The sequence below is a fragment of the Streptomyces sp. NPDC033180 genome (genome assembly GCF_055577645.1).
Map to the genome: position 1 here is coordinate 392,877 of NZ_JBVIPU010000001.1, position 24,400 is coordinate 417,276.

Genomic DNA, 24,400 nt, shown 5'->3' on the forward strand with positions numbered 1-24,400 from the left:
CTTTTGCCTCGAACGCCGGTTCGCGTTAGTTTTTGCACTGACCAGTCAGTTCAAAAGGTGGGTGCGAGGGGGAACTGTGGACGGGCCGAACGACGGCGCGCGGGGAGCCGCCGTCACAGCGCGGGAGTTCGGGCTCAAGGGACCGCGGGGCTGGGCGTTCCGCGGGGCCGGAGTCGAGGCCGGGCCGGGGTCGCTGATCGCGATCGAGGGGGCTTCCGGGTCGGGCCGGACCTGTCTGCTGCTCGCACTCACCGGACGGATGCGCCCCACGGAGGGCGAGGCCGCCGTGGGGGGCTTCCGGCTGCCCAAACAGCTCGCGGCGGTCCGCCGGATCAGCGCGCTCGGGCCCGTACCCGGAGTGACGGACCTCGATCCGGCGCTGACCGTGGCCGAGCATCTGCACGAACGGGCGCTTCTGGAGCGGCGGTTCGGTGGCTCGCTGCGGGGGCTGCTGAGGCCGCGCGCCGAGCGGGCGACCGAGGCCCGGCAGCGGATCGACACGGCGCTGGCCGCCGCCGGGCTCGACGTGGAGTCACTGCCCAAGGGCCGCCGCACCTCCGTACGCGATCTGGAGCGCCTCGAGGTGCTGCGGCTCTCCGTGGCCCTGGCCCTGATGGGGCGGCCCCGGCTGCTCGGCGTCGACGACGTCGACCTCAAGCTGTCGGACGCCGAACGCGGCGAGGCCTGGGCCCTGTTGAGGTCCCTCACCAAGAGCGGCACGACCGTCGTGGCCGTGTGCAACGAAGCACCCGAGGACGCGATCGCCGTGTCCACCGACCGCAGCAACGACAACGACAAGGAGACGGCGGATGCGCTCGCCGAAGCTGGCCGCGCTTGAGCTCAGGCGCTTCGGCAGGGGGAAACTGCCGCGCATGGCGCTGGTCGCTCTCCTGTTGCTGCCCCTGCTGTACGGCGCGCTGTACCTCTGCTCGTTCTGGGACCCGTACGGCCGTCTCGACCGCATACCCGTGGCGCTCGTCAACGACGACAAGGGCGCCACGGCCGCGGGCAAGAAGCTCGCGGTGGGCGACGGCATCGTCGACAAGCTCGAGGACAGCAAGACCTTCGACTGGCACGAGGTGAACTCCGCCGAGGCGCGCAAGGGCGTCGAGGACGGGACGTACTACCTCTCCCTGACGATGCCGTCCGACTTCAGCAAGCGTGTCGCGTCGAGTTCGGGCGACTCCCCGCGGACGAGCGCTCTGCAGGTCCGGACGAACGACGCCAACAACTACATCGTCGGGCAGATCTCCCGGACGGTCTTCTCCGAAGTGCGCACCGCGGCCTCCACCAAGGCCTCGCGCTCCTTCCTCGACAAGATCTTCATCTCGTTCTCCGACATCCACGGGGAGACCGAGAAGGCCGCCAAGGGCGCCGACAAGCTCGACAGCGGCATCGGCGAGGCCAAGAAGGGCTCGAAGAAGCTCGCGACCGGCCTCAAGGACGCCAAGAACGGCAGCAGTGACCTGGCCGGCGGCGTCAAGAAGCTCGACAAGGCCGCCGGCAAGCTGGAGACCGGCTCGAAGAAGGTCTCGGACGGCACCCAGAAGCTGGCCGACAAGGTCAACGGCACCGCGGACACGGTGCGGCCCTACCTGAAGGACAACGGCAAGACCATCGGGGACACGGCCCAGCTCGTCGCCGACTCCTCCAAGGCCCTGCGCGGCAACCTGGACACCTGGGTCGAGCGCGCCCCGGGGGCGGCCGTCGGCGCCAAGAAGGCGTCCGAGACCATCGGCGGCCTCTACACGCAGCGCTGCGAGAACCTCCCGGTCCCCGACCCGGCCTGCCCGCAGATCAAGAAGGCCAAGACGGCCGCGGAGAACGTGTCGACCATCGCGGACGACATCAACACCGTGGTCACGGACCAGAACAGCGACGTCAAGAAGCTCGACAAGCACCTCGCCTCGCTGCAGAAGCAGTCCCGGGCACTCGCCGAACGCGCACCACACCTCGACGAGGACCTGGACAAGGCCGTCACCCAGATCAACGACCTCAACACGGGCGCGGGCAAGGTCGCCGACGGCGCCAAGAAGCTGCACACGGGTCTGGGCACCGCCAAGACCGGCGCCACGGACCTCGACACGGGCGTCGGCAAGCTCACGACGGGTGCGACCGACCTCAAGGGCGGCCTGTTCAAGCTGGCCGACGGCTCCGAGAAGCTGTCCGGCGGGCTGCACGACGGCGTCAAGAAGATCCCCGACTACGACGAGCAGGACCGCGACCAGCGCACCGACGTCATGGCCGACCCGGTGCAGCTCGCCTCCCAGTCGATGCACAAGGCGCCCAACTACGGCACGGGCTTCGCCCCGTACTTCATCCCGCTGTCCCTGTGGGTCGGCGCGATGGTGGCGTACATGCTGATCCAGCCGCTCAACCGGCGCGCGCTCGCCGCGGGCGCCTCCGCCTGGCGGATCGCGTTCGCGGGCTGGCTGCCGGTCGCCGCACTCGGGGTGCTCCAGACGGCGGCCCTGATGTCGGTCCTGCACTGGGGACTTGGCCTGCAGATGGCGCGGGCCGCCGGGACGCTGGGCTTCCTCTCCCTGGTGACGTGCTGCTTCGCGGCGATCGTGCAGTGGCTGAACGCGCGCTTCGGGGCGGCCGGGCGGATCCTCGTCCTCGCGGCCCTGATGCTCCAGCTGACCTCGGCCGGCGGCACGTACCCCGTCCAGACGAGTCCGTCCTTCTTCAGCTGGATCCACCCCTTCTTGCCGATGAGTTACGTCGTCGACGCCCTACGGAGGCTCATCACGGGCGGCGGGCTCGGCCCCGTCTGGCAGGCGTGCGTGGTCCTCACGGCCTTCACGGCGGGCGCCCTGGCGCTCACCGCGCTCTCCGCGCGCCAGAAGCAGGTGTGGACCCTGGACCGTCTGCACCCGGAGCTGACCCTGTGAGACCCGCAACCGCGCCTGTGCGGGCGCCGAGACCTGTGAGAATCAGGCCCATGGACAGCAGCGCAACCAGCACCCGGCGTGAGGCCACCCGGCAGAAGCTCTACGAAGCGGCCGTCACCCTCATCGCGGAGCAGGGCTTCTCGGCCACCACGGTCGACGAGATCGCCGAGCGGGCCGGGGTCGCGAAGGGCACGGTCTACTACAACTTCGCAAGCAAGTCGGTCCTCTTCGAAGAGCTGCTGCGGCACGGCGTGGGCCTGCTGACCGCCTCCCTGAAGGAGGCGTCCGAGAAGGCGGCGGGGGGCGGCGGCAGCCAGGTCGACGCGCTGGACGCGATGATCCGGGCGGGCCTGGTCTTCATCGACCGCTATCCGGCCTTCACCCAGCTGTACGTCGCCGAGCTGTGGCGCACCAACCGCGCCTGGCAGTCCACCCTGATGGTGGTCAGGCAGCAGGCGGTCGCCGTCGTCGAGGACGTCCTGCGCGCGGGCGTGGAGAACGGCGAGCTCAGCGAGGAGATCGACATCCCCCTGACGGCCGCCGCGCTCGTCGGGATGGTCCTGGTGGCAGCGCTCGACTGGCAGGCCTTCCAGCCGGAGCGCTCCCTCGATGACGTGCACTCCGCGCTCTCGCGCCTGCTGCAGGGCCGGGTGAGCGGCGGCCGCTGATCCGCCCACGAGCCCCACACGCAAGAAGCGCCGGGCCGGTGCCACCTGATCTCCAGGTGGCACCGGCCCGGCGCCTTCTTGCGTTCCCCCGCAGCCCCCCGTTCGGCCCCTCGGGTGGTCATTCCCGAGCGGCCGCCCGTCTCCCCGTGTCTCACTCCCACCTTCGGCGGGGTGGGAGGAGCGGCCAAGGGCGCCGCGCCGTTCCGCCGCCCCGTGTCGGCGGTACGGGCGCTGCGCCCTTCTCCGTGTCCCTCACTCTTCCGTCTTCGCAGGTCGGGACCCATCCGTGCTGGTACTCATCTCCATTACTAGGTACGGATACTCAGACCTGGGTGCTCAACCCCAGGCCATGACGTTCCCGACTGGTTACGATCGCGTCCGTGTCCGTACTCCCCCTGGTCTTCACCAGCGGCTGGGCGAGCGGGATCAACGCGTACGCGGTGGTCCTGCTGCTCGGTGTCTTCGGCGCGACCGGGATCTCCGACGAGGTGCCCGAGTCGCTGCAGCGTCCTGATGTGCTGATCGTCGCCGGGGTCCTCTTCGCCTGCGAGGCCGTCGCCGACAAGATCCCTTACGTCGATTCGGTGTGGGACACGGCGCACACCGTGATCCGGCCGGTGTCCGGCGCGGTGGTGGGTGCGCTGCTCGCCGGGCAGAGCGGTTCGCTGCCCGACCTGGCGGCGGGCGCGGTGGGCGGATCGACGGCGCTGGCGAGCCACTTCGTGAAGGCCGGGACGCGGATGGCGATCAACACATCGCCGGAGCCGTTCAGCAACGTCATCGTGAGCACGGCGGAGGATCTCGGCGTCGGCGGGATCGTCACCTTCGCGATGTTCCATCCGGAGGCGGCGGCGATCATCGCGGCCGTGCTGCTGGTGCTCGGCCTGATCCTGTTGTACTTCCTCATCTCGCGGATCCGGCGGTTCCTGCGGCGCAGGGCGCAGCGGCGCGAGGAGAAACGGCTGGCGGCGCACGCGGGACGGCCGCCGGACTGAGGGCTCCCGGCGTGACTGTCAGTGGTGGCCGATAAAGTCCCTGGCATGGCACGGATTGTGGTGATCGGCGCCGGGATGGGCGCGATGGCGGCCGCGGCCCGGCTGGCCGTCGCGGGCCACCGGGTGGTGGTCCACGAGCGGTCGGGGACGTACGGCGGCGCTCTCGGCAGCGTCGAGCGGGACGGCTTCGCCTTCGACACGGGGCCGACCCTCCTCCAGCTCCCCGCCGTCTATCGCGACCTGTTCGTCAAGACGGGCAAGGAACCGCTGGAGAAGTGCGTCGAGCTGTCCCAGGTGGAGCCCGCCGTGCGGCACGTCTTCGCGGACGGCACGACCGCCGATCTGCCGAACGCCTCGCGCGCGGGCGTCGGCGATGCCCTCGACGCGGCGCTCGGCAGCGGCGCGGGCGCCCTCTGGTCGGCGTACATGAACCGCGCCCGTGAGGCCTGGGACCGCACCCGGCGCCCGCTCCTGGAAGAGCCGCTCTGGCCGAACTGGCAGGTCCTCGCCGAGCGCGAGCCCTACCCCTCGGTGCCGCACAAGCGCCTCCTGCGGCGCGAGCGGCGCGCGAGGACCCTCACCGAAGTCGGTGAACTCGAACTGGGCGGCGACGCACGGCTCCTGGCGCTCCTGGAGCAGTACGCCCTCGCGTGCGGCCTCGACCCCCGGGCGACGCCGGCGAGCGCGGCCGTCCTGCCCTACCTCGAGCACACCTTCGGCGCGTGGTCCGTGCGCGGCGGGATGCGCGCGCTCGCCCGGGCCGTGTACGAGCGGTGCCTCGCCCGGCGGGTCGAGTTCGCGTTCGACTCCCCCGTCACCCGGATCGTCGAGAAGGACGGACGCGCGGCGGGTGTCGAACTCGCCGACGGGACGGCGCGGGAGGCGGACTTCGTGGTCGCCGGTGTCACGCCCGGCGCACTCGACGGCTTGCTGTCCGGTGTGTCCGGCATACCCGGCGGCTCCGGTCTGAACATACGGTCGGAGGGTGAGGTGCAGCCCCGTTCCGGACTGCCGAGCCGTCTGATGGTCTTCCTCGCCCTGAGCGGCACGCGACCGGACGGCACACCTCATCGGACGGTCCTGCACACCCCCGACCGCCAGGACGAGCTCGACCGGCTCTTCGGCGACCGCCCCGGGGTGCCCACCGCGCCCACCCTCACGGTGCTGCGCCCCGACGACCCGGCGCTCACCCCCGACGCCGGGCACGAGGCGGCCACGCTGACGGTGACCGTGCCCGCGCACACGGAGGTCTCCGAAGCGGACGTGGAGCGGTTGCTCGACCGTGCCGAGGCCGTGCTGCCCGGCCTCCGGGACCGGCTCCTGTGGCACGAGGTCCGCACCCCCGCCGACATCGCGGAGGCCACCGGCGCGGACGGTGGCGCGGTCCCGCCCCCGTCCCTCGCCGCGGGAGAGGGCCGCCTGCTCCACCCGGCCAACAGCACACGTCTGCCGGGGCTGTTCGCGGTCGGCGGCTGGTCGCATCCCGGCGGCGGTCTTCCGCACGCGGGCATGTCCGGCACGCTGGTCGCCGGACTGATCGTGGAGGGACCGGAGTTCCGGGGCTCGCAGTGAGCGAGCCTCTGGATCAGTAGCGGTACTGCTCGTTGTACCCCGCGTCGTATCCGTACCCCTGGGCCTGCTCGCCCTGGTAGGGGTACGGCTGCTCCGGCGGGAGTTCGCCGCCGTACTGGCCGTAGGGATCATCGACGCTGCGCTGCTGGGGCACCCAGACTCCGCCGGGCGGCGTCTCGTTGTACGCCCCGGCCCCGCTGCCGTAGGGATCGGCCGCGGGGTAGGGCGCGTACTGCTGCTGGTCGCCGTAGGTGTCGTAGCTCTGCTGGCCGCCGTACGTCTGCGTCCCGATGTACGGGTCGGAGTACGCGGCGTACTGCTGCTGCCCCGTCTCGCCGTACGCGTACGGCTGCTGGGGGTCGTAACCCGCGGCGGCGTACGTGTCGTAGCCGTAGCCGCTGTCCTCGGAGGCCGACTGCTGCTGTGCGTACGCCGCGTCGCTGTAGATGCCGTACTGCCCGGTGTCGTCGGGCAGCGGCTCCGGCGCGTAGACCCCGACGCCGGGCGGGGCCTCGGGCGGCGGCCCTGCCGGGCCCGCATCCTCGTACTCGAGGTCGGAGACCTGGAGCGTCGGGTCCTGAGAGGCCTCGGCGCCCCGCGGCGTCGTCTTGCGGCGCTTGCTGAGGCCGGGCTGGCCGCCGAGCGCCCAGCCGGTCGAGAAGCCGCGGCGGAAGGACAGCGTCACGTACGTCTGGCCCGTGGCGAAGGCGATCGCTCCGGCGCCGATGACCACCACCGACGGCAGCAGCACGCCGATGACCACGCCGAGGAAGCCGCCGAAGGCGAGCAGCCGCCAGCGCAGCCGCGCCTTGTACTGCAGCAGCACCTCGCCGAGCAGCCACAGCGCGACGCATCCGAACGCGATGTAGAGGACCGTCCAGCCCATGTACGCCCCTCTCCCCCCGGCCGCTGCCCGAGGGGTACAGCCGGTCAGGCCTGCGGGTGATGCAGACCCAGATTCTCGTAGATTTCCAGCGTCGCCGTGGAGTTGTTGAGCGTGATGAAGTGCAACCCCGGCACACCCTCGGCAAGGAGACGTGCGCAGAACTCCGTCGCGAACTCGATGCCAATGGAGCGTACAGCCGCCGGATCGTCTTTGGCTGTGAGGATGCGCTCTTTGAGCGCCGGCGGGAAGGAAGCGTTGCTGAGCTGGGGCAGCCGCTCCAGCATGCGCACGTTCGTGACCGGCATGATCTCCGGGATGATCGGCGTCGAACAGCCCGCGGCCTCGACCCGGTCGCGAAGGCGCAGATACTCCTCCGGGTAGAAGAACATCTGTGTGATCGCGTAGTCGGCGCCGGCGCGGCACTTGTCCACGAAGTGCCGGACGTCGGTGTCCCAGTCCTCCGAGCGGGGATGCATCGCGGGGAAGGCCGCGACGCCCACGCAGAAGTCGCCCGACTCCTTGATCAGCTGGACCAGTTCGGCGGTGTAGGTGAGGCCCTCGGGGTGCTTGACCCAGTCGGCGAGGGGGTCGCCGGGCGGGTCGCCGCGGACCGCGAGCATGTTCCTGATGCCGGCGTCCGCGTACTGCCCGATGATGTTGCGCAGCTCGGCCACGGAGTGGTCGACCGCGGTCAGGTGGGCGACCGGCGTGAGCGTCGAGTCGGCGACGATCTGCTGCGTCTCCTTGACCGTGCCCGCCCGCGTGGAGCCGCCCGCTCCGTACGTCACGGAGACGAAGCTGGGGGCCACCGCCTCGACCCGGCGCAGGGCGTTCCACAGGTTCCGCTCGCCCTTCGGGGTCTTCGGCGCCGAGAACTCGAACGAGTACGTCGTCTTGCCGGTCGCGAGCATGTCGCGCACGGTGCGTGCACGATCAGTTCTGGTGGAAGCAGTGCCTAGGGCCATACGGGCAGGTTAGCCAGGGGGCACCGCTACCGGCCAATCCCCGTCCACCCTGCGGACAGCCTCCCCGAAGGTTGGCCGAAGATCGCCGATCAGGCCGTACGCAGCCGCTTCGCGAAGTCGGCCGCCGCGGCGGCCGGGTCGTCCGCCTCCGTGATCGCCCGTACGACGACGACGCGGCGGGCGCCCGCTTCGAGCACCTCGTCGAGGTTGCCCGCGTCGATGCCGCCGATGGCGAACCACGGGCGGTCCGTGCCGAGCGAGGCCGTGTACCGGACGAGGTCGAGACCGGGGGCGTGCCGGCCCGGCTTGGTGGGGGTCGGCCAGCAGGGACCCGTGCAGAAGTAGTCCACGCCGTCCTGCGTCGCCGCCGCGGCCGCCTCGGTGTCGGCGTGCGTGGACCGGCCGATGAGGACGTCGTCACGGCCGCCGAGGATCGCGCGGGCGGCGGGCACGGGCAGGTCGCCCTGGCCCAGGTGCAGCACGTCGGCGCCGATGGCGTGCGCGATGTCCGCGCGGTCGTTCACCGCGAGGAGCTTGCCGTGCCGGCGGGCGGCGTCGGCGAAGACCTGGAGGTGTTCGAGCTCCTCGGCCGCCTCCATGCCCTTGTCCCGCAGCTGCACGATGTCGACGCCGCCGCCGAGGACGGCGTCGAGGAACTCGGGGAGGTCTCCCTGGCGCTTGCGGGCGTCCACACACAGGTAGAGGCGGGCGTCGGCGAGCTGCTCGCGGGCAGGCTTGGTGGCCATGAAGAGGTCCCCCCGGTCGTCGTCGGTGGTACACGGGCCGCGCGAACCCTGAGGGACGCGCGGCCGTGCACAACGGTTTTCCGTGTCGGTCAGACGGCGAGCGCCTGGGCGCGGCGCTTCACCTCCGTGCCGCGATTCTCGCTCAGGGCCTGCGCGGGGGTGCCGGGCAGGGTCGGGTCGGGAGTGAAGAGCCACTCCAGCATCTCTTCGTCGTTGAAGCCGTCGTCCCTCAGGAGCGTCAGGGTGCCGGTGAGGCCCTTGACGATCTTGTCGCCGTCGATGAAGGCGGCCGGCACCTGGAGCGCGCGGTTCTCACCACGGCGTACGGCGATCAGCTGGCCCTCCTTGACCAGCTGGCGCACACGCGTCACCTCGACGTCGAGCATTTCTGCGATGTCGGGAAGGTGCAGCCACTCGGGGACGAGAGCATCAGTCTTTGCGTCAATCTCGGTCACGGGGTCAAGCGTATCTCCGGGCACCGACAGCGGCCGGGCAGCGCCCCCTCCGCTACGGCAGCACGGCCTTCTTCAGAGGCACCGCGGGGTCCGAGGCCAGCTCGGCGGAGAGGTGGGCGCCCGCCTCGATCAGCTTGCGGCCCTGTGCCAGGTCCCTGGGGCGGCCCACCGCGAGGACGGCCACCAGGGCGCCCCGCCGGAGCCAGCACACGGTCCAGGCAGCGCCCGAGGGGTCGCCGCGCCACACCAGCTCGTCGGCGGAGGCGTGGTGCCCGGCGTACTGGACGAAGCGGCCGAACTGCTCGGACCAGAAGTAAGGGACGGGGTCGTACGCCGAAGGGGTATCGCCGATGATGTCGGCCGCCACCGTGCGCGGGCCCTGGAGGGCGTTGTCCCAGTGGTGGACGAGGAGGCGCTCGCCATACCTTCCCGAAGGGAAGGAGGAGCAGTCGCCGACCGCGTACACATCGGCTTCGGACGTCCGCAGGTGGTCGTCGGCGACGATCTCCCGGTGGGCGCCCAGGGTGATGCCGGAGTCCGCGAGCCAGCCCGTGGCGGGGCGGGCGCCGATGCCGACGACGACCGCGTCCGCGGGCAGCCGGGTGCCGTCGGCAAGGAAGACGCTGCCGGGCTCGACGCGGTCCACGCGCGCGTGGGTGCGCAGTTCGGCTCCGGCGTCGGCGTACCAGGCCGTCATGGGCGCCGCGACCTCCGCGGGCAGCGCCCCGGCGAGCGGTCGTGCCGCGGCCTCGACGACGGTCACCGAGCAGCCCGCCTCGCGTGCGGCGGTCGCGAACTCGGCGCCGATCCAGCCCGCGCCGACGACCACGATGCGGTGCTGTTCGGCGAGCACGGGCCGCAGCCGCTCGGCGTCGTCCAGGGTGCGCAGCAGATGGACACCGGGGACTCCGGAGGCGCCGGGCAGCAGGACCGGCTCGGCGCCGGTGGCGATGACGAGGGCGTCGTACGGGACCGGGCCCCGCTCGGTGTCCAGTTCGTGGTCCGCGGGACGGACGCCCGTGACCTCGTGGCCCAGGCTCAGCTCGATACCGAGCTCCTCGAAGTCGATGTCGAAGGCGGAGCCCTCCGCCTTGCCGAGCAGCACGGCCTTGGACAGCGGCGGCCTGTCGTACGGCTGGTGGGGTTCCGCGCCGATCAGGGTGACCGCACCGGCGAACCCTTGCTCGCGCAGAGCCACGGCGGTCTGCACCCCGGCCATCCCCGCGCCCGCGATGACGACCCGGCGCTCTTCCTGCCTCCGCTGCTCACTCACCCGATCACTGTAGGACGGCGGGCGACGCGCGCCTCAGGGCGCGGCGAGGAGATCTCTGACACACCGTCACTGCCCCTGACCGCACAGCTGCCCTACTACGCCGGGGCACCAAAGGCTAAGGTTGCCGTGCAGAGCACTCGCGGGAGCCCGGACGCACCGGGCTGAGAGGGAGGCTGGACGGCCTCCGACCGTACGAACCTGATCCGGGTCATGCCGGCGAAGGGAGGGGCTGGACACCCATGCATCCACGTACACCACCCCAAGAGACCCCCGACGTCCTTGTCGTCGGGGGTGGCATCATCGGCCTGGTCACGGCCTGGCGGGCGGCGCAGCGCGGCCTGTCCACAGCGGTCGTCGACCCCGAGCCCGGCGGCGGCGCGGCGCAGGTCGCCGCGGGCATGCTGGCCGCCGTCACCGAGCTGCACTACGGGGAGCAGGCGCTGCTCGCCCTGAATGTGACCTCCGCGCAGCGCTATCCCGACTTCGCCGCCGAGCTGGCGGAGGCGAGCGGCCGTGATGTCGGCTACCGCGCGTGCGGCACGCTCGCCGTCGCGCTCGACTCCGACGACCGTGCCCACCTGCGTGAGCTGCACACCCTGCAGGAGCAGTCGGGGCTCGCGTCGGAGTGGCTGAGCGGGCGCGAGTGCCGCCGCCTGGAGCCGATGCTCGCGCCGGGCGTCCGGGGCGGGCTTCGCGTCGACGGCGATCACCAGGTCGACCCGCGCAGGCTCGCCGCGGCGCTCCTGGTGGCCTGCGAGCGGGCGGGCGTGGTCTTCCACCACGCGTGGGCGGAGCGCCTCTCGGTCACGGGTGACCGGGCCACCGGAGTCGTCACCGCCGACGGCACCGCCCTGGAGGCCGGTCAGACCGTGCTCGCCGGGGGCAGCCTCAGCGGGCGCCTCGCCGGGGTCCCGGAGGGCGTTCTGCCGCCCGTGCGCCCCGTGAAGGGGCAGGTACTGCGGCTCACGGTGCCCCAGCGCTACGCGCCGTTCCTGAGCCGCACCGTACGAGCCGTCGTGCGCGGCAGCCACGTCTACCTGGTGCCGCGCGAGAACGGCGAGCTCGTCGTCGGCGCGACCAGCGAGGAACTCGGCTGGGACACGACGGTCACGGCCGGCGGCGTGTACGAGCTCCTTCGGGACGCCCACGAGCTCGTACCGGGCATCACGGAACTGCCGCTGACGGAGACCCGCGCGGGCCTGCGCCCCGGGTCCCCCGACAACGCGCCGATGCTCGGCCCGACCGCACTCCCGGGCCTCCAGCTGGCCACCGGGCACTACCGCAACGGCGTACTTCTGACGCCCGTCACCGGTGACGTGATGGCGCATGCCCTGGCCACCGGTGAACTGCCCGACGAGGCGCGGGGGTTCTCCCCTCGGCGCTTCTTCCGCACGCCCCTTACGCAGCGCTTCATGGAGCAGCCAGCATGACCCTCTCAGCCGTTACCGCCGTCTCCGTGAACGGGGAAACACGCGACGTGGCCGCGGGCACCACGCTCGAAGCCCTCGTCGCCACCCTGACCGCGGCATCGTCCGGCGTCGCCGCCGCGCTCAACGAAACCGTCGTCCCGCGCGCGCGGTGGTCCGCCACCCCGCTCGCCGACGGTGACCGCGTCGAAATCCTCACCGCCGTCCAAGGAGGCTGAACCGACATGGCAGACGACCCCTTCGTCATCGGTGGGCTCACCCTTTCCTCCCGCCTGATCATGGGTACGGGTGGTGCGCCGAGCCTGGACGTGCTCGAACGCTCCCTCGTCGCGTCCGGGACGGAGCTCACGACCGTCGCGATGCGCCGCCTCGATCCCGGTGTGCAGGGCTCGGTGCTCTCCGTCCTCGACCGGCTCGGCATCCGCGTCCTGCCGAACACGGCGGGCTGCTTCACCGCGGGCGAGGCCGTCCTGACCGCCCGGCTCGCGCGGGAGGCACTCGGCACCGACCTGGTCAAGCTGGAGGTCATCGCGGACGAGCGCACCCTGCTGCCCGACCCGATCGAGCTCATCGACGCCGCCGAGACCCTCGTCGACGACGGCTTCACGGTCCTCCCGTACACGAACGACGACCCGGTCCTCGCACGGAAGCTGGAGGACGTGGGATGCGCGGCGATCATGCCGCTCGGCTCCCCCATCGGCTCCGGGCTCGGCATCCGCAACCCGCACAACTTCCAGCTGATCGTCGAACGCGCGAGCGTGCCGGTGATCCTGGACGCGGGCGCGGGGACGGCGTCCGACGCGACGCTCGCCATGGAGCTGGGGTGCGCGGGTGTGATGCTCGCCTCCGCCGTGACCCGGGCCCAGGAGCCGGTTCTCATGGCCGAGGGCATGCGGCACGGGGTGGAGGCGGGGCGGCTCGCGTACCGGGCCGGGCGCATTCCCCGGCGGCACTTCGCCGAGGCGTCGTCGCCCGCGGAGGGAATGGCCCGGCTCGATCCGGAGCGGCCCGCCTTCTGAGCGTCCCGCGCCTGTTACAGCTCGGCTGCAGTAGAGGCCCGAGCAGACCCGGGCGGGCAACGGTGTCGGCGGTGGCTCGTAGACTCCCTGCGTGGACACGACCCTTCAGGACCCGCTCGTCGGGCAGGTGCTCGACGGCCGCTACCGCGTGGACGGGCGGATCGCGGTCGGCGGGATGGCCACGGTCTACCGGGCCGTGGACACCCGCCTCGACCGCGTGCTCGCGCTCAAGGTGATGCACCCGACGCTGGCCGCCGACGTCTCGTTCGTCGACCGCTTCATCCGCGAGGCGAAGTCGGTGGCCCGGCTCTCCCACCCGAATGTGGTGGGGGTGTACGACCAGGGAACCGACGGTGCGTACGTCTATCTCGCGATGGAGTACGTCGCCGGCTGCACCCTGCGTGACGTGCTCCGCGAGCGCGGCGCCCTGCAGCCGCGCGCGGCCCTCGACATCCTGGAGCCGGTCCTCGCCGCGCTCGGCGCGGCGCACCGCGCCGGCTTCGTGCACCGCGACATGAAGCCGGAGAACGTCCTCATAGGCGATGACGGCCGGGTCAAGGTCGCCGACTTCGGTCTCGTGCGCGCGGTGGACACCGTCACGAACACGACCGGCACGGTCCTCGGCACCGTCTCCTACCTCGCTCCCGAGCAGATAGAGCACGGCACGGCCGACACGCGTGTGGACGTGTACGCGTGCGGTGTCGTGCTCTACGAAATGCTGACCGGCGCCAAGCCGCACTCCGGTGAGTCGCCCGCCCAGGTGCTCTACCAACACCTCCACGAGGACGTACCGCCCCCGTCGGCGGCCGTTCCGGGGCTCGCCGTCGAGCTCGACGACCTTGTGGCCTCCGCCACCGCCCGCACGCCCGACGTCCGCCCGCACGACGCGGTGGCGCTCCTCGGGCAGGCCAGGGACGCGCGGGCCGCGCTCTCGCTCGAACAGCTGGACGCGGTACCGCCGCAGGCGCACACCCCGGAGCACGGACACGCCAACGCGAACGACCGTACGAGCGTGATCCCGCGCGCGGCACGCTCCGTACAGCTGCCGCTCCCCACGGACGGCGACGAAGGCCGGCAGGACCAGCTCAACCGCACGAGCGTCCTGGCGTCGCCGGCACCACCACCCCCCGCCGCCCCCGACCGCAGGCGCCCCAATCCGCGCGGCCGCACGTTCGCGGTGATCGCCGCGGTCCTCCTCGCGCTCGGCCTCGGCGCCGGGGTCTGGTACATCAACTCCGGCCAGTTCACGAAGGTCCCGCCGCTCCTGGCGAAGTCCGAGTCGGCGGCCAAGCAGCGCCTCGGTGAAGCCGGGCTCGAGGTCGACGACGTCAAGCGCGCGTACAGCGACACCGACAAGCGCGGCACGGTCATGGCCACCGACCCCGAGGCGGGAGAGCGCATCCGCGACAACGGCCAGGTGACGCTGACCGTCTCGATGGGCCCCGAGATCGTGAAGGTCCCGCGCCTCGCGGGCACTCCCCTGGCCAAGGCGAAGGACGAGCTCAAGGACGCCGGCCTCGCGCCCGGGATGACGAACAAGGCGTTCAACGACGACATCCGCAAGGGCTCCGTGATCAGCACGGACCCGAAGTCCGGCACCAAGCGCAAGGCGGGCTCCGCCATCGCGATCACCGTCAGCAAGGGCCGGGCGGTCGATGTCCCCGATGTGACGGGCGACTCCCGGTCCGACGCGACGTCCGAGCTTGAGGACGCGGGCCTGAAGGTCGAGGTCGCGACGGAGCGGGTGCACTCCGATGAGGACAAGGGCACGGTCGTCGACCAGTCCCCGAGGGAGGGCCAGAGGCAGCTCGCGGAGGGCGACACGGTCACGCTGACGCTGTCCAAGGGCCCGGAGATGATCGAGGTCCCGGACGTCGAGGGCATGAGCGTCGACGACGCCACCCAGGAGCTGGAGGACGCCGGGTTCGAGGTCGAAAAGGACCGCGGTCTGCTCGGCCTCTTCGGGGACACGGTCAAGGGCCAGTCCGTGGAGGGCGGCGACGAGGCCCCCAAGGGCTCGACGATCACCATCGAGATCCGTTGACGGGACGCTCACACGCTCATGCCACCCTTGAGCGTGTGAGCAGCAACAAGCCCCCCAGCACCGAGTCCAGCAGCATCGCCTCCCACAGCGCCCCGCCGCGCAATCCCGTCGGCGGCCATGTCCCCGTCGCCGGCGGCCTCGCGTCCGTGGGGCTTTCGTACGCCCGTGACCTGGGCGCCGAGGCCGTCCAGGTCTTCGTGGCCAACCCGCGGGGCTGGGCCACGCCGCCCGGCAACCCGAAGCAGGACGAGGAGTTCCGCGCGGCCTGCGCCGCCGAGCGGATACCCGCGTACGTACACGCGCCCTACCTCATCAACTTCGGCTCGCACACCGAGGCGACCGTCGAGAAGTCCGTGGAGTCCCTGCGCCACTCGCTGCGCCGGGCCCGCGAGATCGGCGCCCTCGGAGTCGTCGTGCACACCGGCTCCGCGACCGGCGGCCGGGACCGCGCCGTCGCGCTGAAGCAGGTGCGCGACCGGATGCTGCCGCTGCTCGACGAGCTGACGCATGACGACGACCCTTTCCTCCTCCTGGAATCGACCGCGGGCCAGGGCTTCTCGCTCTGCTCCCGCACCTGGGACTTCGGCCCGTACTTCGACGCGCTCGACGCCCACCCGAAGCTGGGCGTCTGCCTGGACACCTGCCACATCTTCGCGGCGGGCCACGATCTGACCGGGCCGAGCGGCATGAAGCAGACGCTGGACCTCCTGGTCGACACCGTCGGCGCCGGCCGTCTGAAGCTGGTGCACGCCAACGACTCCAAGGACGTGGTCGGCGCCCACAAGGACCGCCACGAGAACATCGGCACCGGCCACATCGGCGAGGAGCCCTTCCGCGAGCTGATGGCCCACGCCGCGACCGAGAACGTACCGCTGATCATCGAGACGCCCGGCGGCAAGGAGGGGCACGCGGCGGACGTGGCGCGACTGAAGGAGCTCAGGAGCAGCTAGAGATCCCCGAGGCCCCCGAGACCTCTTGAGGAATACCCCCCAGGGGTATACGGTTCTTGCCGGGCGGCAGGAACCGTTATCCGACGTTGGGGGATTCTCATGCAGCACGGTCACGACACCCATGGCGGTCACGACACGCACGCCGAGCACGCGCACCATGCCCACGAGGGCCACCACGGCATCGGCAAGGTCAGCTGGCGCATGGCGGCGCAGGCCACCCTCCACTGCCTCACCGGGTGTGCCGTCGGCGAGGTCCTCGGCATGGTCATCGGCACCGCGCTCGGCTGGGGGAACGTGCAGACGATGATCCTCGCGATCACCCTGGCGTTCTTCTTCGGATACGCCCTGACACTGCGCGGCATCCTCAAGGCGGGCGTCGATTTCAGGACGGCGTTCCGGGTCGCGCTCGCCGCGGACACCCTGTCCATCGCGGTGATGGAGCTCATCGACAACGGCGTGATCGCGTTCTGGCCGGGAGCGATGGACGCCCATCTGTCGGACCCCATGTTCTGGTGGATCCTCGCCATCGCGCTCGCCGCCGCCTTCGTGATCACCACCCCGGTCAACAAGTGGATGATCGGCCGCGGCAAGGGCCACGCGGTGGTGCATCAGTACCACCACTGAGGCACAGCGCCAGCACCACCGAGCGCGGCCGCCAGGAGATCAGAGCTCGGGGCCGTCCCCGGGCTCTTCCTGGTACGAGTAACGCTGCTCGGTCCAGGGGTCGCCGACGTTGTGATAGCCGCGCTCCTCCCAGAAGCCGCGACGGTCGGCGGTCATGTACTCAACGCCGCGGACCCACTTGGGGCCCTTCCAGGCGTACAGATGGGGCACCACGAGCCGCAGTGGAAATCCGTGCTCCGCGGTCAGCAGTTCGCCCCCTTTGTGGGTGGCGAAAATCGTGCGCTCGTCCAGGAAGTCGGCCATGCGCAGATTCGAGCTGAAGCCGTACTCGGCCCAGACCATCACATGGGTGGCGTCGGGCGCGGGCGGGGCGATCTCGACCAGGGCCCGCGCGGGGACACCGCCCCATTCGGCGCCGAGCATGCTGAACTTCGTGACGCAGTGCAGATCGCCGACCACGGTGGCGTACGGAAGAGCCGAGAACTCCTCGTGCGTCCAGCAGTGCTTGGCTCCGTCGGCGGTGGCGCCGAAAACCCTGAACTCCCAGCGCTCCGGGCGGAACTTCGGCACCGGGCCGTAGTGGGTGACCGGCCAGCCCCGCTGCAGTCGCTGTCCCGGTGGGAGCTCCGGCTCCACTGCTTCCCGAGATGCGCGATCCGCCGACTGACCCATGTGTCCATCCTGACAGACCCGGGTAGGTGGACGTGACCAGGAGGCCGCCGACAGGGGCCGGTCGGACGCCGATTGGGGCAACTCCTACTAAGCGTGCACTTACTGGACGGCCTCTCGCACCGGTGCAAGGATGCGCGGAACCTGCCCAGTTACCACGTGGAAGGAGCCTCTGCGATGCAGGGCGACCCCGAGGTCATCGAATTTCTCAACGAGCAGCTGACCGCCGAGCTCACGGCGATCAACCAGTACTTTCTCCACGCCAAGATGCAGGAGAACTTCGGCTGGCCCAAGCTCGCCAAATACACCCGGTCCGAGTCGATCGACGAGATGAAGCACGCGGAGATCCTGACCGACCGGATTCTGTTCCTCGACGGCCTGCCCAACTACCAGCGGCTCTTCCACGTGCGCGTGGGCCAGACCGTCACGGAGATGTTCCAGGCCGACCGGCAGATCGAGGCGGAGGCGATCGACCGTCTCAAGCGCGGCATCGAGGTGATGCGCGGCAAGGGAGACATCACTTCCGCGAACATCTTCGAGTCGATCCTCGAGGACGAGGAGCACCACATCGACTATCTCGACACCCAGCTCGAACTGGTCGAGAAGCTGGGCGAACCGCTCTACATCTCGCAGCTCATCGAGCAGCCCGAGAGCTAGGCGACAGAGCTAGGCGGCCTCATCCAGGCCGGTGAGGACGGGCTCGCCCTGGTCGGCGAGCTCCCTGCGGGGGCACGTGCCCCGGCCCAGGAGTGCCTGAATGCTCCGTACGCACGAACCGCAGTCGGTGCCCGCCTTGCTGGCGGACGCTATCTGGCGGGGCGTGCAGGCACCGTCCGCCGCGTGCTGCTTCACCTGCGCCTCGGTTACACCGAAGCAGTTGCAGACGTACACGCGGTTCACCTCCCGGGCAGGATTAATCGGCGGCGCCGTCCCGATTAATCGGTGAGGCTAACCTAACCTTACCCACGTCCCCAGGTCCACAAAAGCCCCGATACGCCGGTGGGGCACGGATCACATGGATCCGTGCCCCACCGCCGTGTTTCTCGGGAATACCTACTGGTCGCGGTACATCTCCGCGACCAGGAACGCCAGGTCCAGGGACTGGCTGCGGTTCAGGCGCGGGTCGCAGGCCGTCTCGTAGCGCTGGTGCAGGTCGTCGACGAAGATCTCGTCGCCGCCGCCCACGCACTCGGTGACATCGTCACCGGTGAGCTCGACGTGGATGCCGCCCGGGTGGGTGCCCAGCGCCTTGTGGACCTCGAAGAAGCCCTTGACCTCATCCAGCACGTCGTCGAAACGGCGCGTCTTGTGGCCGGAGGCCGCCTCGTAGGTGTTGCCGTGCATCGGGTCGGTGATCCAGGCGACGGTCGCACCGGAGGCGGTGACCTTCTCGACGAGCTCGGGCAGCTTGTCGCGGACCTTGTCGGCGCCCATGCGGACGATGAAGGTCAGCCGGCCGGGCTCGCGGTCCGGGTCGAGACGCTCGATGTACTGCAGCGCCTCCTCCGGGGTCGTCGTCGGGCCGAGCTTGATGCCGATCGGGTTGCGCACCTTGGAGGCGAACTCGATGTGCGCGCCGTCCAGTTGACGGGTGCGCTCGCCGATCCAGACCATGTGGCCCGAGGTGTCGTACAGCCGCCCGGTGCGCGAGTCCACGCGGGTGAGCGCCGACTCGTAGTCGAGGAGCAGCGCCTCGTGCGAGGCGTAGAACTCGACGGTCTTGAACTCCTCCGGGTCCGTCCCGCAGGCGCGCATGAAGTTGAGCGCGTTGTCGATCTCGCGCGCCAGCTGTTCGTACCGCTGGCCGGAGGGAGACGACTTCACGAAGTCCTGGTTCCAGGCGTGCACCTGGCGCAGGTCGGCGTAACCGCCGGTGGTGAAGGCGCGCACGAGGTTGAGCGTGGAGGCGGAGGCGTTGTACATCCGCTTGAGGCGCTCGGGGTCCGGGACGCGGGACTTCTCGTCGAAGTCGAAGCCGTTGACCGAGTCGCCGCGGTAGGTCGGCAGGGTCACGCCGTCGCGGGTCTCGGTGCCCTTGGAGCGCGGCTTCGAGTACTGGCCCGCGATGCGGCCGATCTTCACGACGGGCACGGAGGCCGCGTACGTCAGGACGGCGCCCATCTGGAGCAGCGTCTTCAGCTTGTTGCGGATGTGGTCGGCCGACACCGCGTCGAAGGCCTCGGCGCAGTCGCCGCCCTGAAGCAGGAACGCCTCTCCCTTGGCGACGGAGGCCAGTCGGGCGCGCAGCTGGTCGCACTCGCCCGCGAAGACGAGCGGCGGATACGACTCGAGGTCCGCGATCACATCGCGCAGAGCCTCGGCATCGGGGTACTCGGGCTGCTGCGCCGCGGGAAGGTCTCGCCAGGTGTTGCCACCGGTAGGGGTGGTCTTAGCGTTCACGGTCACCCCCACAACATTACGGGGTGATGTCCGCCGTCCATTCACCCGCTCACCAAGTGAGACGGACCCGACACAGCCGAGCGCCGGCGCTCGAGATCCCGCTCACCGGCGGCCGGCGTCGCCAGGGCGAGCTTGCGGTGCGTGCGGCGCAGCATCAGACGGGCCATGAAGGGGTGGGCCTGCTTCACCACAGCCCAGTAGATCCGTCCGCGCAGGGTGTCGGTCCGCACGGTGGAGCTCAGGGTGACGTACCGCTCGTCGACCAGGATCGAGGCGCGCGCCGTCAGGCCCCGGGCCTCCACTTCGAGGAGCAGCTCGTCGCCCTCGCGGGCGATGACCGGGAAGGCGTCGCGCAGGATGCCGGTCCAGGCCTCAGGGTCGCGCGGCTGCCCCGGGAGCAGCTCCATCCGGTACGCGTCCTCGTAGCCGGGGCGGTCGACGGCGGTACGGATCAGCTGGGCGGCCTCCGGGATGCCGACCGTCTCGGGGCGGCTCCACATGAGCCGGTTGTAGAGGCGCACCAGGGGCGACCACCGGACGGGGCGGGCGCAGCCGCCCGTCGCGGCCCGCTCGATGTTGTCGAAGACCTCTTCGATGATCGTGTCGTGCAGGGGCCGGACGACTGCGGGCCACAACAGGCGGTTCCTGCCGAGCAGTTCGGTCTGAAGGACATGGCGGACGCGGCAGCGCCCCTCCCCGGCCGGCTCGACGGTCAGCTCGTGGAAGCCGTTGTCCGGCGGGGTGAAGGCGAAGCGCACACGGCGCCCCGGCTCGTACTCCGTGACGCTGTAGCGGACCGGGCCGTGGCCGCCGGTCGCGCCCACGCCTAGCGGGCGGTCGAAGGTCATCGCCGCCCAGGCCGGCGTCGGGAAGAGCGGGTCGTCATCGGCGGAGAGCCGGTCAAGCAGGGTGCCCACGGCCTCCGCCGGAGCCTTGATCACGCGCTCGTGTTCGTTGAGTACCGTGCCCATGTCGAACCTCCATACGCTGGCGTATGGTTGACCATACGGTACCGTACGGTCATGGCGCAACGGCAGCAGAAGAAGCCCACAAGGAAGCCCCGTCTCACCGCTCAGGACTGGGCGGACGCCGCCCTCGCCGCGATCGGCGAGGGCGGTATCGCCGCCGTCGCCGTGGAACCCCTGGCCGTCAGGCTCGGCACCACCAAGGGGAGCTTCTACTGGCACTTCGCCAACCGTGACGCCCTCATCGAGGCCGCCCTGGACCGCTGGGCACAGACCAGCACCGAGGAGATGATCCAGGAGGTCGAGGCCGAGCCCGACCCCCGGCAGCGCGTCCGCCTCCTCTTCGGCGAGGCCATCGCGTCGGCCACCTCCGGCTCACTGGAGGTCGCCCTACTCGCGACGCCCGGGCACCCCCAGGTCGCCGATGCCCTGCGCCGCGTGACCGAGCGCCGGGTGGCGTACGTGGCCAGGCTCTTCGCCGGGCTCGGCTTTCCCGAGCCGGAGGCCCGGCGGCGCGGGCTGCTGGCGTACACGGTCTATCTGGGGCACGTGCAGCTCGGGCACGCGGTGCCGTCGGCGCTGCCCACCGTCGACGAGTTCGGCGCCTATCTCGACGAGGCCCTGGACATCCTGATGATGCGCTAGGGTGCGGAACATGCACGCGCAGACGACTCGTAACTGGTGGTGGCCCGCTCATCCGGCGGCCCACTGATTCTGCGCGTATCGAACTCGCGAAGGCCGCCCGAGGGGCGGCCTTCAGTGTTTTCCGGACCAGGATCTCCAGGATCCCCGGACCGCGGCCGTTCCTCTCCGAGTGAGAAGGAACAAGACCCGATGGACACCCCGAACCAGCTCGCGGGACTGCTGACGGACGACCGTCCGTTCGCCGTGCTCCGCCGCCGCACACCCGGCCACGACCACGACACGGTCGAGGTCCTGATCGGCGCGGTCGCCGCGTACGACCGGCTCGCCGACATCCCCGACGAGGGCCTCGCCCTGATCCCCTTCCGGCAGATCAGGGAGCGCGGATTCGACGTGCGCGACGACGGCACGCCGCTCGCGGTCCTGACTCCCGACGAGACGTACGACATCCCGCTCTCCGAAGCCCTGTCGGCGCTGCCCGCCCATGACGTGCGCGTCGAGGGCGGGGCCTTCGACGTCGACGACGCCGCGTACGGGGAGATCGTCGGGCGGGTGCTGCGCGAGGAGATCGGGCGGGGCGAGGGCGCGAACTTCGTCATCCGGCGTACGTACGAGGGTGAGATCCCCGGCTTCGGCAGGGCGGACGCGCTGGCTCTCTTCCGCAGGCTGCTCGTGGGCGAGCGGGGCGCCTACTGGACGTACGTCGTGCACACCGGGGAGCGGACGCTGATCGGGGCGAGCCCCGAGGTGCATGTGCGGATGTCCGGCGGGACGGTCGTCATGAACCCGATCAGCGGGACCTACCGCTACCCGGTCGAAGGGCCGACCGCGGACGATCTGCTCGGCTTCCTCGCCGACGGCAAGGAGACCGAGGAGCTGTCGATGGTCGTCGACGAGGAGCTCAAGATGATGTGCACCGTCGGCGACATGGGTGGTGTCGTCGTCGGGCCGAGGCTCAAGGAGATGGCCCATCTCGCGCACACCGAGTACGAGTTGCGGGGCAGGTCGTCGCTCGACGCGCGCGAGGTCCTGAAGGAGACGATGTTCGCGGCGACCGTCACCGGCTCGCCCGTGCAGAACGCCTGCCGCGTCATCGAGCGGCACGAAGCGGGCGGGCGCGGCTACTACGCGGGCGCCCTCGCCCTCATCGGCCGCGACGCGGGCGGCGCGCAGACCCTCGACTCCCCCATCCTGATCCGCACCGCCGACATCTCCGCCGACGGAAAGCTGCGGGTCCCGGTCGGCGCGACGCTGGTGCGCGGCTCGGACCCGGCGGGCGAGGTGGCCGAGACGCACGCGAAGGCGGCGGGCGTTCTTGCCGCCCTCGGGGTGCGCCCGGGCCGGCCCCGCGACGAACGCGTACGCCCCGCCCTGGCCGACGACCCGCGCGTACGGACGGCGCTCGACAGCCGCCGGGCCGGGCTCGCGCCGTTCTGGCTGCGGATGCAGGAGCCGACCACACAGCTGTCCGGGCACGCCCTGGTGATCGACGGCGAGGACACGTTCACGGCGATGCTGGCGCATCTGCTTCGCTCATCGGGCCTCACGGTCTCCGTGCGCCGCTACGACGAGCCGGGCCTGCGGGAAGCGGCCTTGACGCACGAGGGTCCGCTGGTCCTCGGCCCCGGACCCGGCGACCCGTCGGACCCCGCCGACCCGAAGATGACCTTCCTGCGCTCACTGACCGCCGAGGTGATCAGCGGCCACCGCCACGGCGTCCTCGGTGTCTGCCTCGGCCATGAGCTCCTGGCCGCCGAACTGGGTCTGGAGATCGTCCGCAAGGAGGTCCCGTACCAGGGCGCCCAGACGCGGATCGACCTGTTCGGGCGGCCGGAGACGGTCGGCTTCTACAACAGCTTCGTGGCCCGCTGCGACGAGGAGACGGCACTGGAACTGGCCGCGCACGGCATCGAGGTCAGCAGGGACACGGCCACGGGAGAGGTGCACGCGCTGCGGGGGCCCGGCTTCGCGGGCGTCCAGTTCCATCCGGAGTCGGTGCTCTCGCTGCGGGGGACGGCGATCGTGCGGGAGCTGCTGTCCGGGGTGCTGGTCTAGGACCGGGCCGGGATCGGGCCAGGAGGCGGGGCCGCCGGGACGAGCACGTTCTCGCTGCGGCGACCCTCCCTGTAGTCCAGGACGTTCTGCACCGTGGTGTCGATGATCTGGCCGACCGCGTCCACGGTGTAGTACGCCTGGTGCGAGGTGACCACGACGTTCGGGAACGTCACCAGGCGGGCCAGGGTGTCGTCCTCGATGGCCTCCAGCGACTTGTCGAGGAAGAAGAGTCCGGCCTCCGCCTCGTACACATCGAGCCCGACGCCCGCGAAGCGCCCCCTCCGCAGCTCCGAGACCAGGGCGTCGGTGTCGATCAGGCCACCGCGGCTGGAGTTCACCAGGATCGCGTCGTCCTTCATCATCCGCAGCGCGTCGGCGCCGATGATGTGCTGCGTCGCGGGGAGCAGCGGGACGTGCAGGCTGATCAGGTCGGCCTCCGCGAGGAGTTCCTCCTTCGGGACGTACTTCATGCCGAGCTCCACGCACGCGGGGTTCTCCACGACGTCCCAGCCGAGCAGCTTCGTCCCGAAGCCGTGCGCGATCCGGGTGAACGCCTCGCCGATCTTCCCGGTGCCGAGCACGCCGACGGTACGGCCGCGCACGTCGCGGCCCATCAGACCGTCGAGCCTGAAGTCGAAGTCGCGGGTGCGGTTGCTGGCGCGGACGATGCGGCGGTTGACGGCCATCGCGAGGGTCCAGGCGAACTCGGCGACGGAGTACGGCGAGTAGTACGAGACGCGGGCGATGGTGAGGCCGAGGCGCTCGGCGACCTGGAGATCGATGTTGTTGAACCCGGTCGAACGCTGGGCGATCATCTGTGTCCCGCCCGCCGCGAGGGTCTGCAGGACACGGTTGCCGAGATCGGCGTTGACGCTGGTGGAGACGATCTCGTAGCCGGCGGCGATGGGGGCGGTGTCCTCGGTGAGGAAGACGTCGAGGCAGCGGACGTCGTGGTGACCGGCGAAGGCCTTCTCGATCAGCGGCTTCTCATCCGCCTGCACCCCGAACGCGAGAATCTCCATGCGGCGAGTGTAGGTATTACGGGGTCATACGGCACCGCGGAGAAACGGGTGGGCGGGTGGGCGGGTGGGAGAAAATCCGCCGCGAAGCGGCGGTACAGGGCCACCCGCCCACCGAAGACCAGCCGAAGA

The 24,400-nt window shown here is 70.8% G+C and carries 25 protein-coding genes and 1 riboswitch; of the genes, 15 read left to right on the top strand and 10 right to left on the bottom strand.

Annotated features, from left to right (window positions below; genetic code table 11):
* The first annotated feature begins 76 nt into the window (after positions 1 to 76).
* From ACZ5WE_RS01845 to ACZ5WE_RS01865, 5 genes are all read left to right on the top strand, one after another.
* Positions 77 to 838: an ATP-binding cassette domain-containing protein gene (locus ACZ5WE_RS01845; RefSeq protein WP_467689836.1), complete on the top strand. Its 762-nt coding sequence runs from the start codon at positions 77 to 79 to the stop codon at positions 836 to 838.
* Positions 810 to 2,894 carry a YhgE/Pip family protein gene (locus ACZ5WE_RS01850; protein WP_467689834.1) on the top strand — a complete coding sequence of 695 codons (2,085 nt, stop codon included), beginning with the start codon at positions 810 to 812 and terminating at the stop codon, positions 2,892 to 2,894. The genes ACZ5WE_RS01845 and ACZ5WE_RS01850 overlap by 29 nt, the downstream gene beginning before the upstream one ends.
* 50 nt (positions 2,895 to 2,944) lie before the next feature.
* On the top strand, positions 2,945 to 3,562 hold the full coding sequence (locus tag ACZ5WE_RS01855) for a TetR/AcrR family transcriptional regulator (protein ID WP_409057242.1): 618 nt from the start codon (positions 2,945 to 2,947) through the stop codon (positions 3,560 to 3,562).
* Between the two features lie 380 nt (positions 3,563 to 3,942).
* On the top strand, positions 3,943 to 4,557 hold the full coding sequence (locus ACZ5WE_RS01860) for a DUF4126 domain-containing protein (protein ID WP_467690384.1): 615 nt from the start codon (positions 3,943 to 3,945) through the stop codon (positions 4,555 to 4,557).
* Between the two features lie 45 nt (positions 4,558 to 4,602).
* Positions 4,603 to 6,129 (top strand): phytoene desaturase family protein, encoded by a 1,527-nt coding sequence (locus tag ACZ5WE_RS01865; RefSeq protein WP_467690385.1) that lies wholly within the window; start codon positions 4,603 to 4,605, stop codon positions 6,127 to 6,129.
* 13 nt (positions 6,130 to 6,142) lie between these two features.
* Here the strand turns inward: ACZ5WE_RS01865 and ACZ5WE_RS01870 are convergent, their stop codons facing one another.
* The 5 genes from ACZ5WE_RS01870 to ACZ5WE_RS01890 all read right to left on the bottom strand — a co-directional run bounded on the left by ACZ5WE_RS01870 (position 6,143) and on the right by ACZ5WE_RS01890 (position 10,400).
* Positions 6,143 to 7,015, bottom strand: coding sequence for a hypothetical protein (locus tag ACZ5WE_RS01870; RefSeq protein WP_467690387.1), 873 nt, complete (start codon positions 7,013 to 7,015; stop codon positions 6,143 to 6,145).
* 44 nt (positions 7,016 to 7,059) lie between these two features.
* Positions 7,060 to 7,980 carry a methylenetetrahydrofolate reductase [NAD(P)H] gene (gene metF, locus ACZ5WE_RS01875; protein WP_467690388.1) on the bottom strand — a complete coding sequence of 307 codons (921 nt, stop codon included), beginning with the start codon at positions 7,978 to 7,980 and terminating at the stop codon, positions 7,060 to 7,062.
* A gap of 89 nt (positions 7,981 to 8,069) precedes the next feature.
* Complete coding sequence (gene thiE / locus ACZ5WE_RS01880; protein ID WP_467690390.1) at positions 8,070 to 8,726, bottom strand: thiamine phosphate synthase; 657 nt, start codon at positions 8,724 to 8,726, stop codon at positions 8,070 to 8,072.
* Positions 8,727 to 8,815: 89 nt separating this feature from the next.
* Positions 8,816 to 9,181: an Rv2175c family DNA-binding protein gene (locus ACZ5WE_RS01885; protein WP_160504555.1), complete on the bottom strand. Its 366-nt coding sequence runs from the start codon at positions 9,179 to 9,181 to the stop codon at positions 8,816 to 8,818.
* Positions 9,182 to 9,233: 52 nt separating this feature from the next.
* On the bottom strand, positions 9,234 to 10,400 hold the full coding sequence (locus ACZ5WE_RS01890) for an NAD(P)/FAD-dependent oxidoreductase (RefSeq protein ID WP_467690900.1): 1,167 nt from the start codon (positions 10,398 to 10,400) through the stop codon (positions 9,234 to 9,236).
* A 183-nt stretch (positions 10,401 to 10,583) separates the two neighbouring features.
* Positions 10,584 to 10,696: riboswitch (TPP riboswitch) on the top strand.
* On the opposite strand from ACZ5WE_RS01890, the gene thiO reads away from it, so the two are divergent.
* From thiO to ACZ5WE_RS01920, 6 genes are all read left to right on the top strand, one after another.
* Positions 10,694 to 11,884 (top strand): glycine oxidase ThiO, encoded by a 1,191-nt coding sequence (gene thiO, locus ACZ5WE_RS01895; RefSeq protein ID WP_467690392.1) that lies wholly within the window; start codon positions 10,694 to 10,696, stop codon positions 11,882 to 11,884. (Overlaps the previous riboswitch by 3 nt.)
* Positions 11,881 to 12,099 carry a sulfur carrier protein ThiS gene (gene thiS / locus ACZ5WE_RS01900; protein ID WP_467690394.1) on the top strand — a complete coding sequence of 73 codons (219 nt, stop codon included), beginning with the start codon at positions 11,881 to 11,883 and terminating at the stop codon, positions 12,097 to 12,099. Before thiO ends, thiS begins: the two co-directional genes overlap by 4 nt.
* A gap of 6 nt (positions 12,100 to 12,105) precedes the next feature.
* Positions 12,106 to 12,900: a thiazole synthase gene (locus ACZ5WE_RS01905; protein ID WP_467690396.1), complete on the top strand. Its 795-nt coding sequence runs from the start codon at positions 12,106 to 12,108 to the stop codon at positions 12,898 to 12,900.
* 91 nt (positions 12,901 to 12,991) lie between these two features.
* A complete protein-coding gene (gene pknB / locus ACZ5WE_RS01910; RefSeq protein ID WP_467690398.1) occupies positions 12,992 to 14,944 on the top strand; it encodes a Stk1 family PASTA domain-containing Ser/Thr kinase in 1,953 nt (650 codons plus the stop codon).
* Between the two features lie 74 nt (positions 14,945 to 15,018).
* Positions 15,019 to 15,894, top strand: a complete 876-nt coding sequence (locus ACZ5WE_RS01915; RefSeq protein WP_467690901.1) for a deoxyribonuclease IV — start codon at positions 15,019 to 15,021, stop codon at positions 15,892 to 15,894.
* A 99-nt stretch (positions 15,895 to 15,993) separates the two neighbouring features.
* Positions 15,994 to 16,518 carry a DUF4396 domain-containing protein gene (locus tag ACZ5WE_RS01920; RefSeq protein WP_467690400.1) on the top strand — a complete coding sequence of 175 codons (525 nt, stop codon included), beginning with the start codon at positions 15,994 to 15,996 and terminating at the stop codon, positions 16,516 to 16,518.
* Between the two features lie 39 nt (positions 16,519 to 16,557).
* Here ACZ5WE_RS01920 and ACZ5WE_RS01925 read toward each other — a convergent pair whose 3' ends face one another.
* Complete coding sequence (locus ACZ5WE_RS01925) at positions 16,558 to 17,190, bottom strand: sulfite oxidase-like oxidoreductase (RefSeq protein WP_467690402.1); 633 nt, start codon at positions 17,188 to 17,190, stop codon at positions 16,558 to 16,560.
* Between the two features lie 174 nt (positions 17,191 to 17,364).
* Between ACZ5WE_RS01925 and bfr the strand changes: the two genes are divergently transcribed.
* Positions 17,365 to 17,844, top strand: a complete 480-nt coding sequence (gene bfr / locus ACZ5WE_RS01930; RefSeq protein ID WP_160504564.1) for a bacterioferritin — start codon at positions 17,365 to 17,367, stop codon at positions 17,842 to 17,844.
* Between the two features lie 9 nt (positions 17,845 to 17,853).
* Here bfr and ACZ5WE_RS01935 read toward each other — a convergent pair whose 3' ends face one another.
* The 3 genes from ACZ5WE_RS01935 to ACZ5WE_RS01945 all read right to left on the bottom strand — a co-directional run bounded on the left by ACZ5WE_RS01935 (position 17,854) and on the right by ACZ5WE_RS01945 (position 20,558).
* Positions 17,854 to 18,087, bottom strand: a complete 234-nt coding sequence (locus ACZ5WE_RS01935; RefSeq protein WP_467690404.1) for a (2Fe-2S)-binding protein — start codon at positions 18,085 to 18,087, stop codon at positions 17,854 to 17,856.
* Between the two features lie 153 nt (positions 18,088 to 18,240).
* Positions 18,241 to 19,593, bottom strand: a complete 1,353-nt coding sequence (locus tag ACZ5WE_RS01940) for a class II 3-deoxy-7-phosphoheptulonate synthase (RefSeq protein ID WP_467690406.1) — start codon at positions 19,591 to 19,593, stop codon at positions 18,241 to 18,243.
* Positions 19,594 to 19,628: 35 nt separating this feature from the next.
* Positions 19,629 to 20,558, bottom strand: a complete 930-nt coding sequence (locus tag ACZ5WE_RS01945) for a DUF2867 domain-containing protein (protein ID WP_467690408.1) — start codon at positions 20,556 to 20,558, stop codon at positions 19,629 to 19,631.
* Between the two features lie 51 nt (positions 20,559 to 20,609).
* Between ACZ5WE_RS01945 and ACZ5WE_RS01950 the strand changes: the two genes are divergently transcribed.
* The 3 genes from ACZ5WE_RS01950 to ACZ5WE_RS01960 all read left to right on the top strand — a co-directional run bounded on the left by ACZ5WE_RS01950 (position 20,610) and on the right by ACZ5WE_RS01960 (position 23,249).
* On the top strand, positions 20,610 to 21,197 hold the full coding sequence (locus tag ACZ5WE_RS01950; protein WP_467690410.1) for a TetR/AcrR family transcriptional regulator: 588 nt from the start codon (positions 20,610 to 20,612) through the stop codon (positions 21,195 to 21,197).
* Positions 21,198 to 21,207: 10 nt separating this feature from the next.
* Positions 21,208 to 21,264, top strand: coding sequence for a trp operon leader peptide (locus ACZ5WE_RS01955; RefSeq protein WP_351162541.1), 57 nt, complete (start codon positions 21,208 to 21,210; stop codon positions 21,262 to 21,264).
* A 122-nt stretch (positions 21,265 to 21,386) separates the two neighbouring features.
* A complete protein-coding gene (locus tag ACZ5WE_RS01960) occupies positions 21,387 to 23,249 on the top strand; it encodes an anthranilate synthase family protein (RefSeq protein WP_467690412.1) in 1,863 nt (620 codons plus the stop codon).
* Here the strand turns inward: ACZ5WE_RS01960 and ACZ5WE_RS01965 are convergent.
* Positions 23,246 to 24,271: a 2-hydroxyacid dehydrogenase gene (locus tag ACZ5WE_RS01965; RefSeq protein WP_467690414.1), complete on the bottom strand. Its 1,026-nt coding sequence runs from the start codon at positions 24,269 to 24,271 to the stop codon at positions 23,246 to 23,248. The genes ACZ5WE_RS01960 and ACZ5WE_RS01965 overlap by 4 nt on opposite strands.
* Between the last annotated feature and the right edge of the window lie 129 nt (positions 24,272 to 24,400).

Coding starts and splice junctions, on each gene's coding strand:
- ACZ5WE_RS01850 (WP_467689834.1), top strand. CDS start 810: ATGCGCTCGCCGAAGCTGGCCGCGCTTGAGCTCAGGCGCTTCGGCAGG.
- ACZ5WE_RS01855 (WP_409057242.1), top strand. CDS start 2,945: ATGGACAGCAGCGCAACCAGCACCCGGCGTGAGGCCACCCGGCAGAAG.
- ACZ5WE_RS01865 (WP_467690385.1), top strand. CDS start 4,603: ATGGCACGGATTGTGGTGATCGGCGCCGGGATGGGCGCGATGGCGGCC.
- ACZ5WE_RS01870 (WP_467690387.1), bottom strand. CDS start 7,015: ATGGGCTGGACGGTCCTCTACATCGCGTTCGGATGCGTCGCGCTGTGG.
- metF (WP_467690388.1), bottom strand. CDS start 7,980: ATGGCCCTAGGCACTGCTTCCACCAGAACTGATCGTGCACGCACCGTG.
- thiE (WP_467690390.1), bottom strand. CDS start 8,726: ATGGCCACCAAGCCTGCCCGCGAGCAGCTCGCCGACGCCCGCCTCTAC.
- ACZ5WE_RS01890 (WP_467690900.1), bottom strand. CDS start 10,400: ATGGCCGGGGTGCAGACCGCCGTGGCTCTGCGCGAGCAAGGGTTCGCC.
- thiO (WP_467690392.1), top strand. CDS start 10,694: ATGCATCCACGTACACCACCCCAAGAGACCCCCGACGTCCTTGTCGTC.
- thiS (WP_467690394.1), top strand. CDS start 11,881: ATGACCCTCTCAGCCGTTACCGCCGTCTCCGTGAACGGGGAAACACGC.
- ACZ5WE_RS01905 (WP_467690396.1), top strand. CDS start 12,106: ATGGCAGACGACCCCTTCGTCATCGGTGGGCTCACCCTTTCCTCCCGC.
- ACZ5WE_RS01920 (WP_467690400.1), top strand. CDS start 15,994: ATGCAGCACGGTCACGACACCCATGGCGGTCACGACACGCACGCCGAG.
- ACZ5WE_RS01925 (WP_467690402.1), bottom strand. CDS start 17,190: ATGGGTCAGTCGGCGGATCGCGCATCTCGGGAAGCAGTGGAGCCGGAG.
- bfr (WP_160504564.1), top strand. CDS start 17,365: ATGCAGGGCGACCCCGAGGTCATCGAATTTCTCAACGAGCAGCTGACC.
- ACZ5WE_RS01945 (WP_467690408.1), bottom strand. CDS start 20,558: ATGGGCACGGTACTCAACGAACACGAGCGCGTGATCAAGGCTCCGGCG.
- ACZ5WE_RS01950 (WP_467690410.1), top strand. CDS start 20,610: ATGGCGCAACGGCAGCAGAAGAAGCCCACAAGGAAGCCCCGTCTCACC.
- ACZ5WE_RS01960 (WP_467690412.1), top strand. CDS start 21,387: ATGGACACCCCGAACCAGCTCGCGGGACTGCTGACGGACGACCGTCCG.
- ACZ5WE_RS01965 (WP_467690414.1), bottom strand. CDS start 24,271: ATGGAGATTCTCGCGTTCGGGGTGCAGGCGGATGAGAAGCCGCTGATC.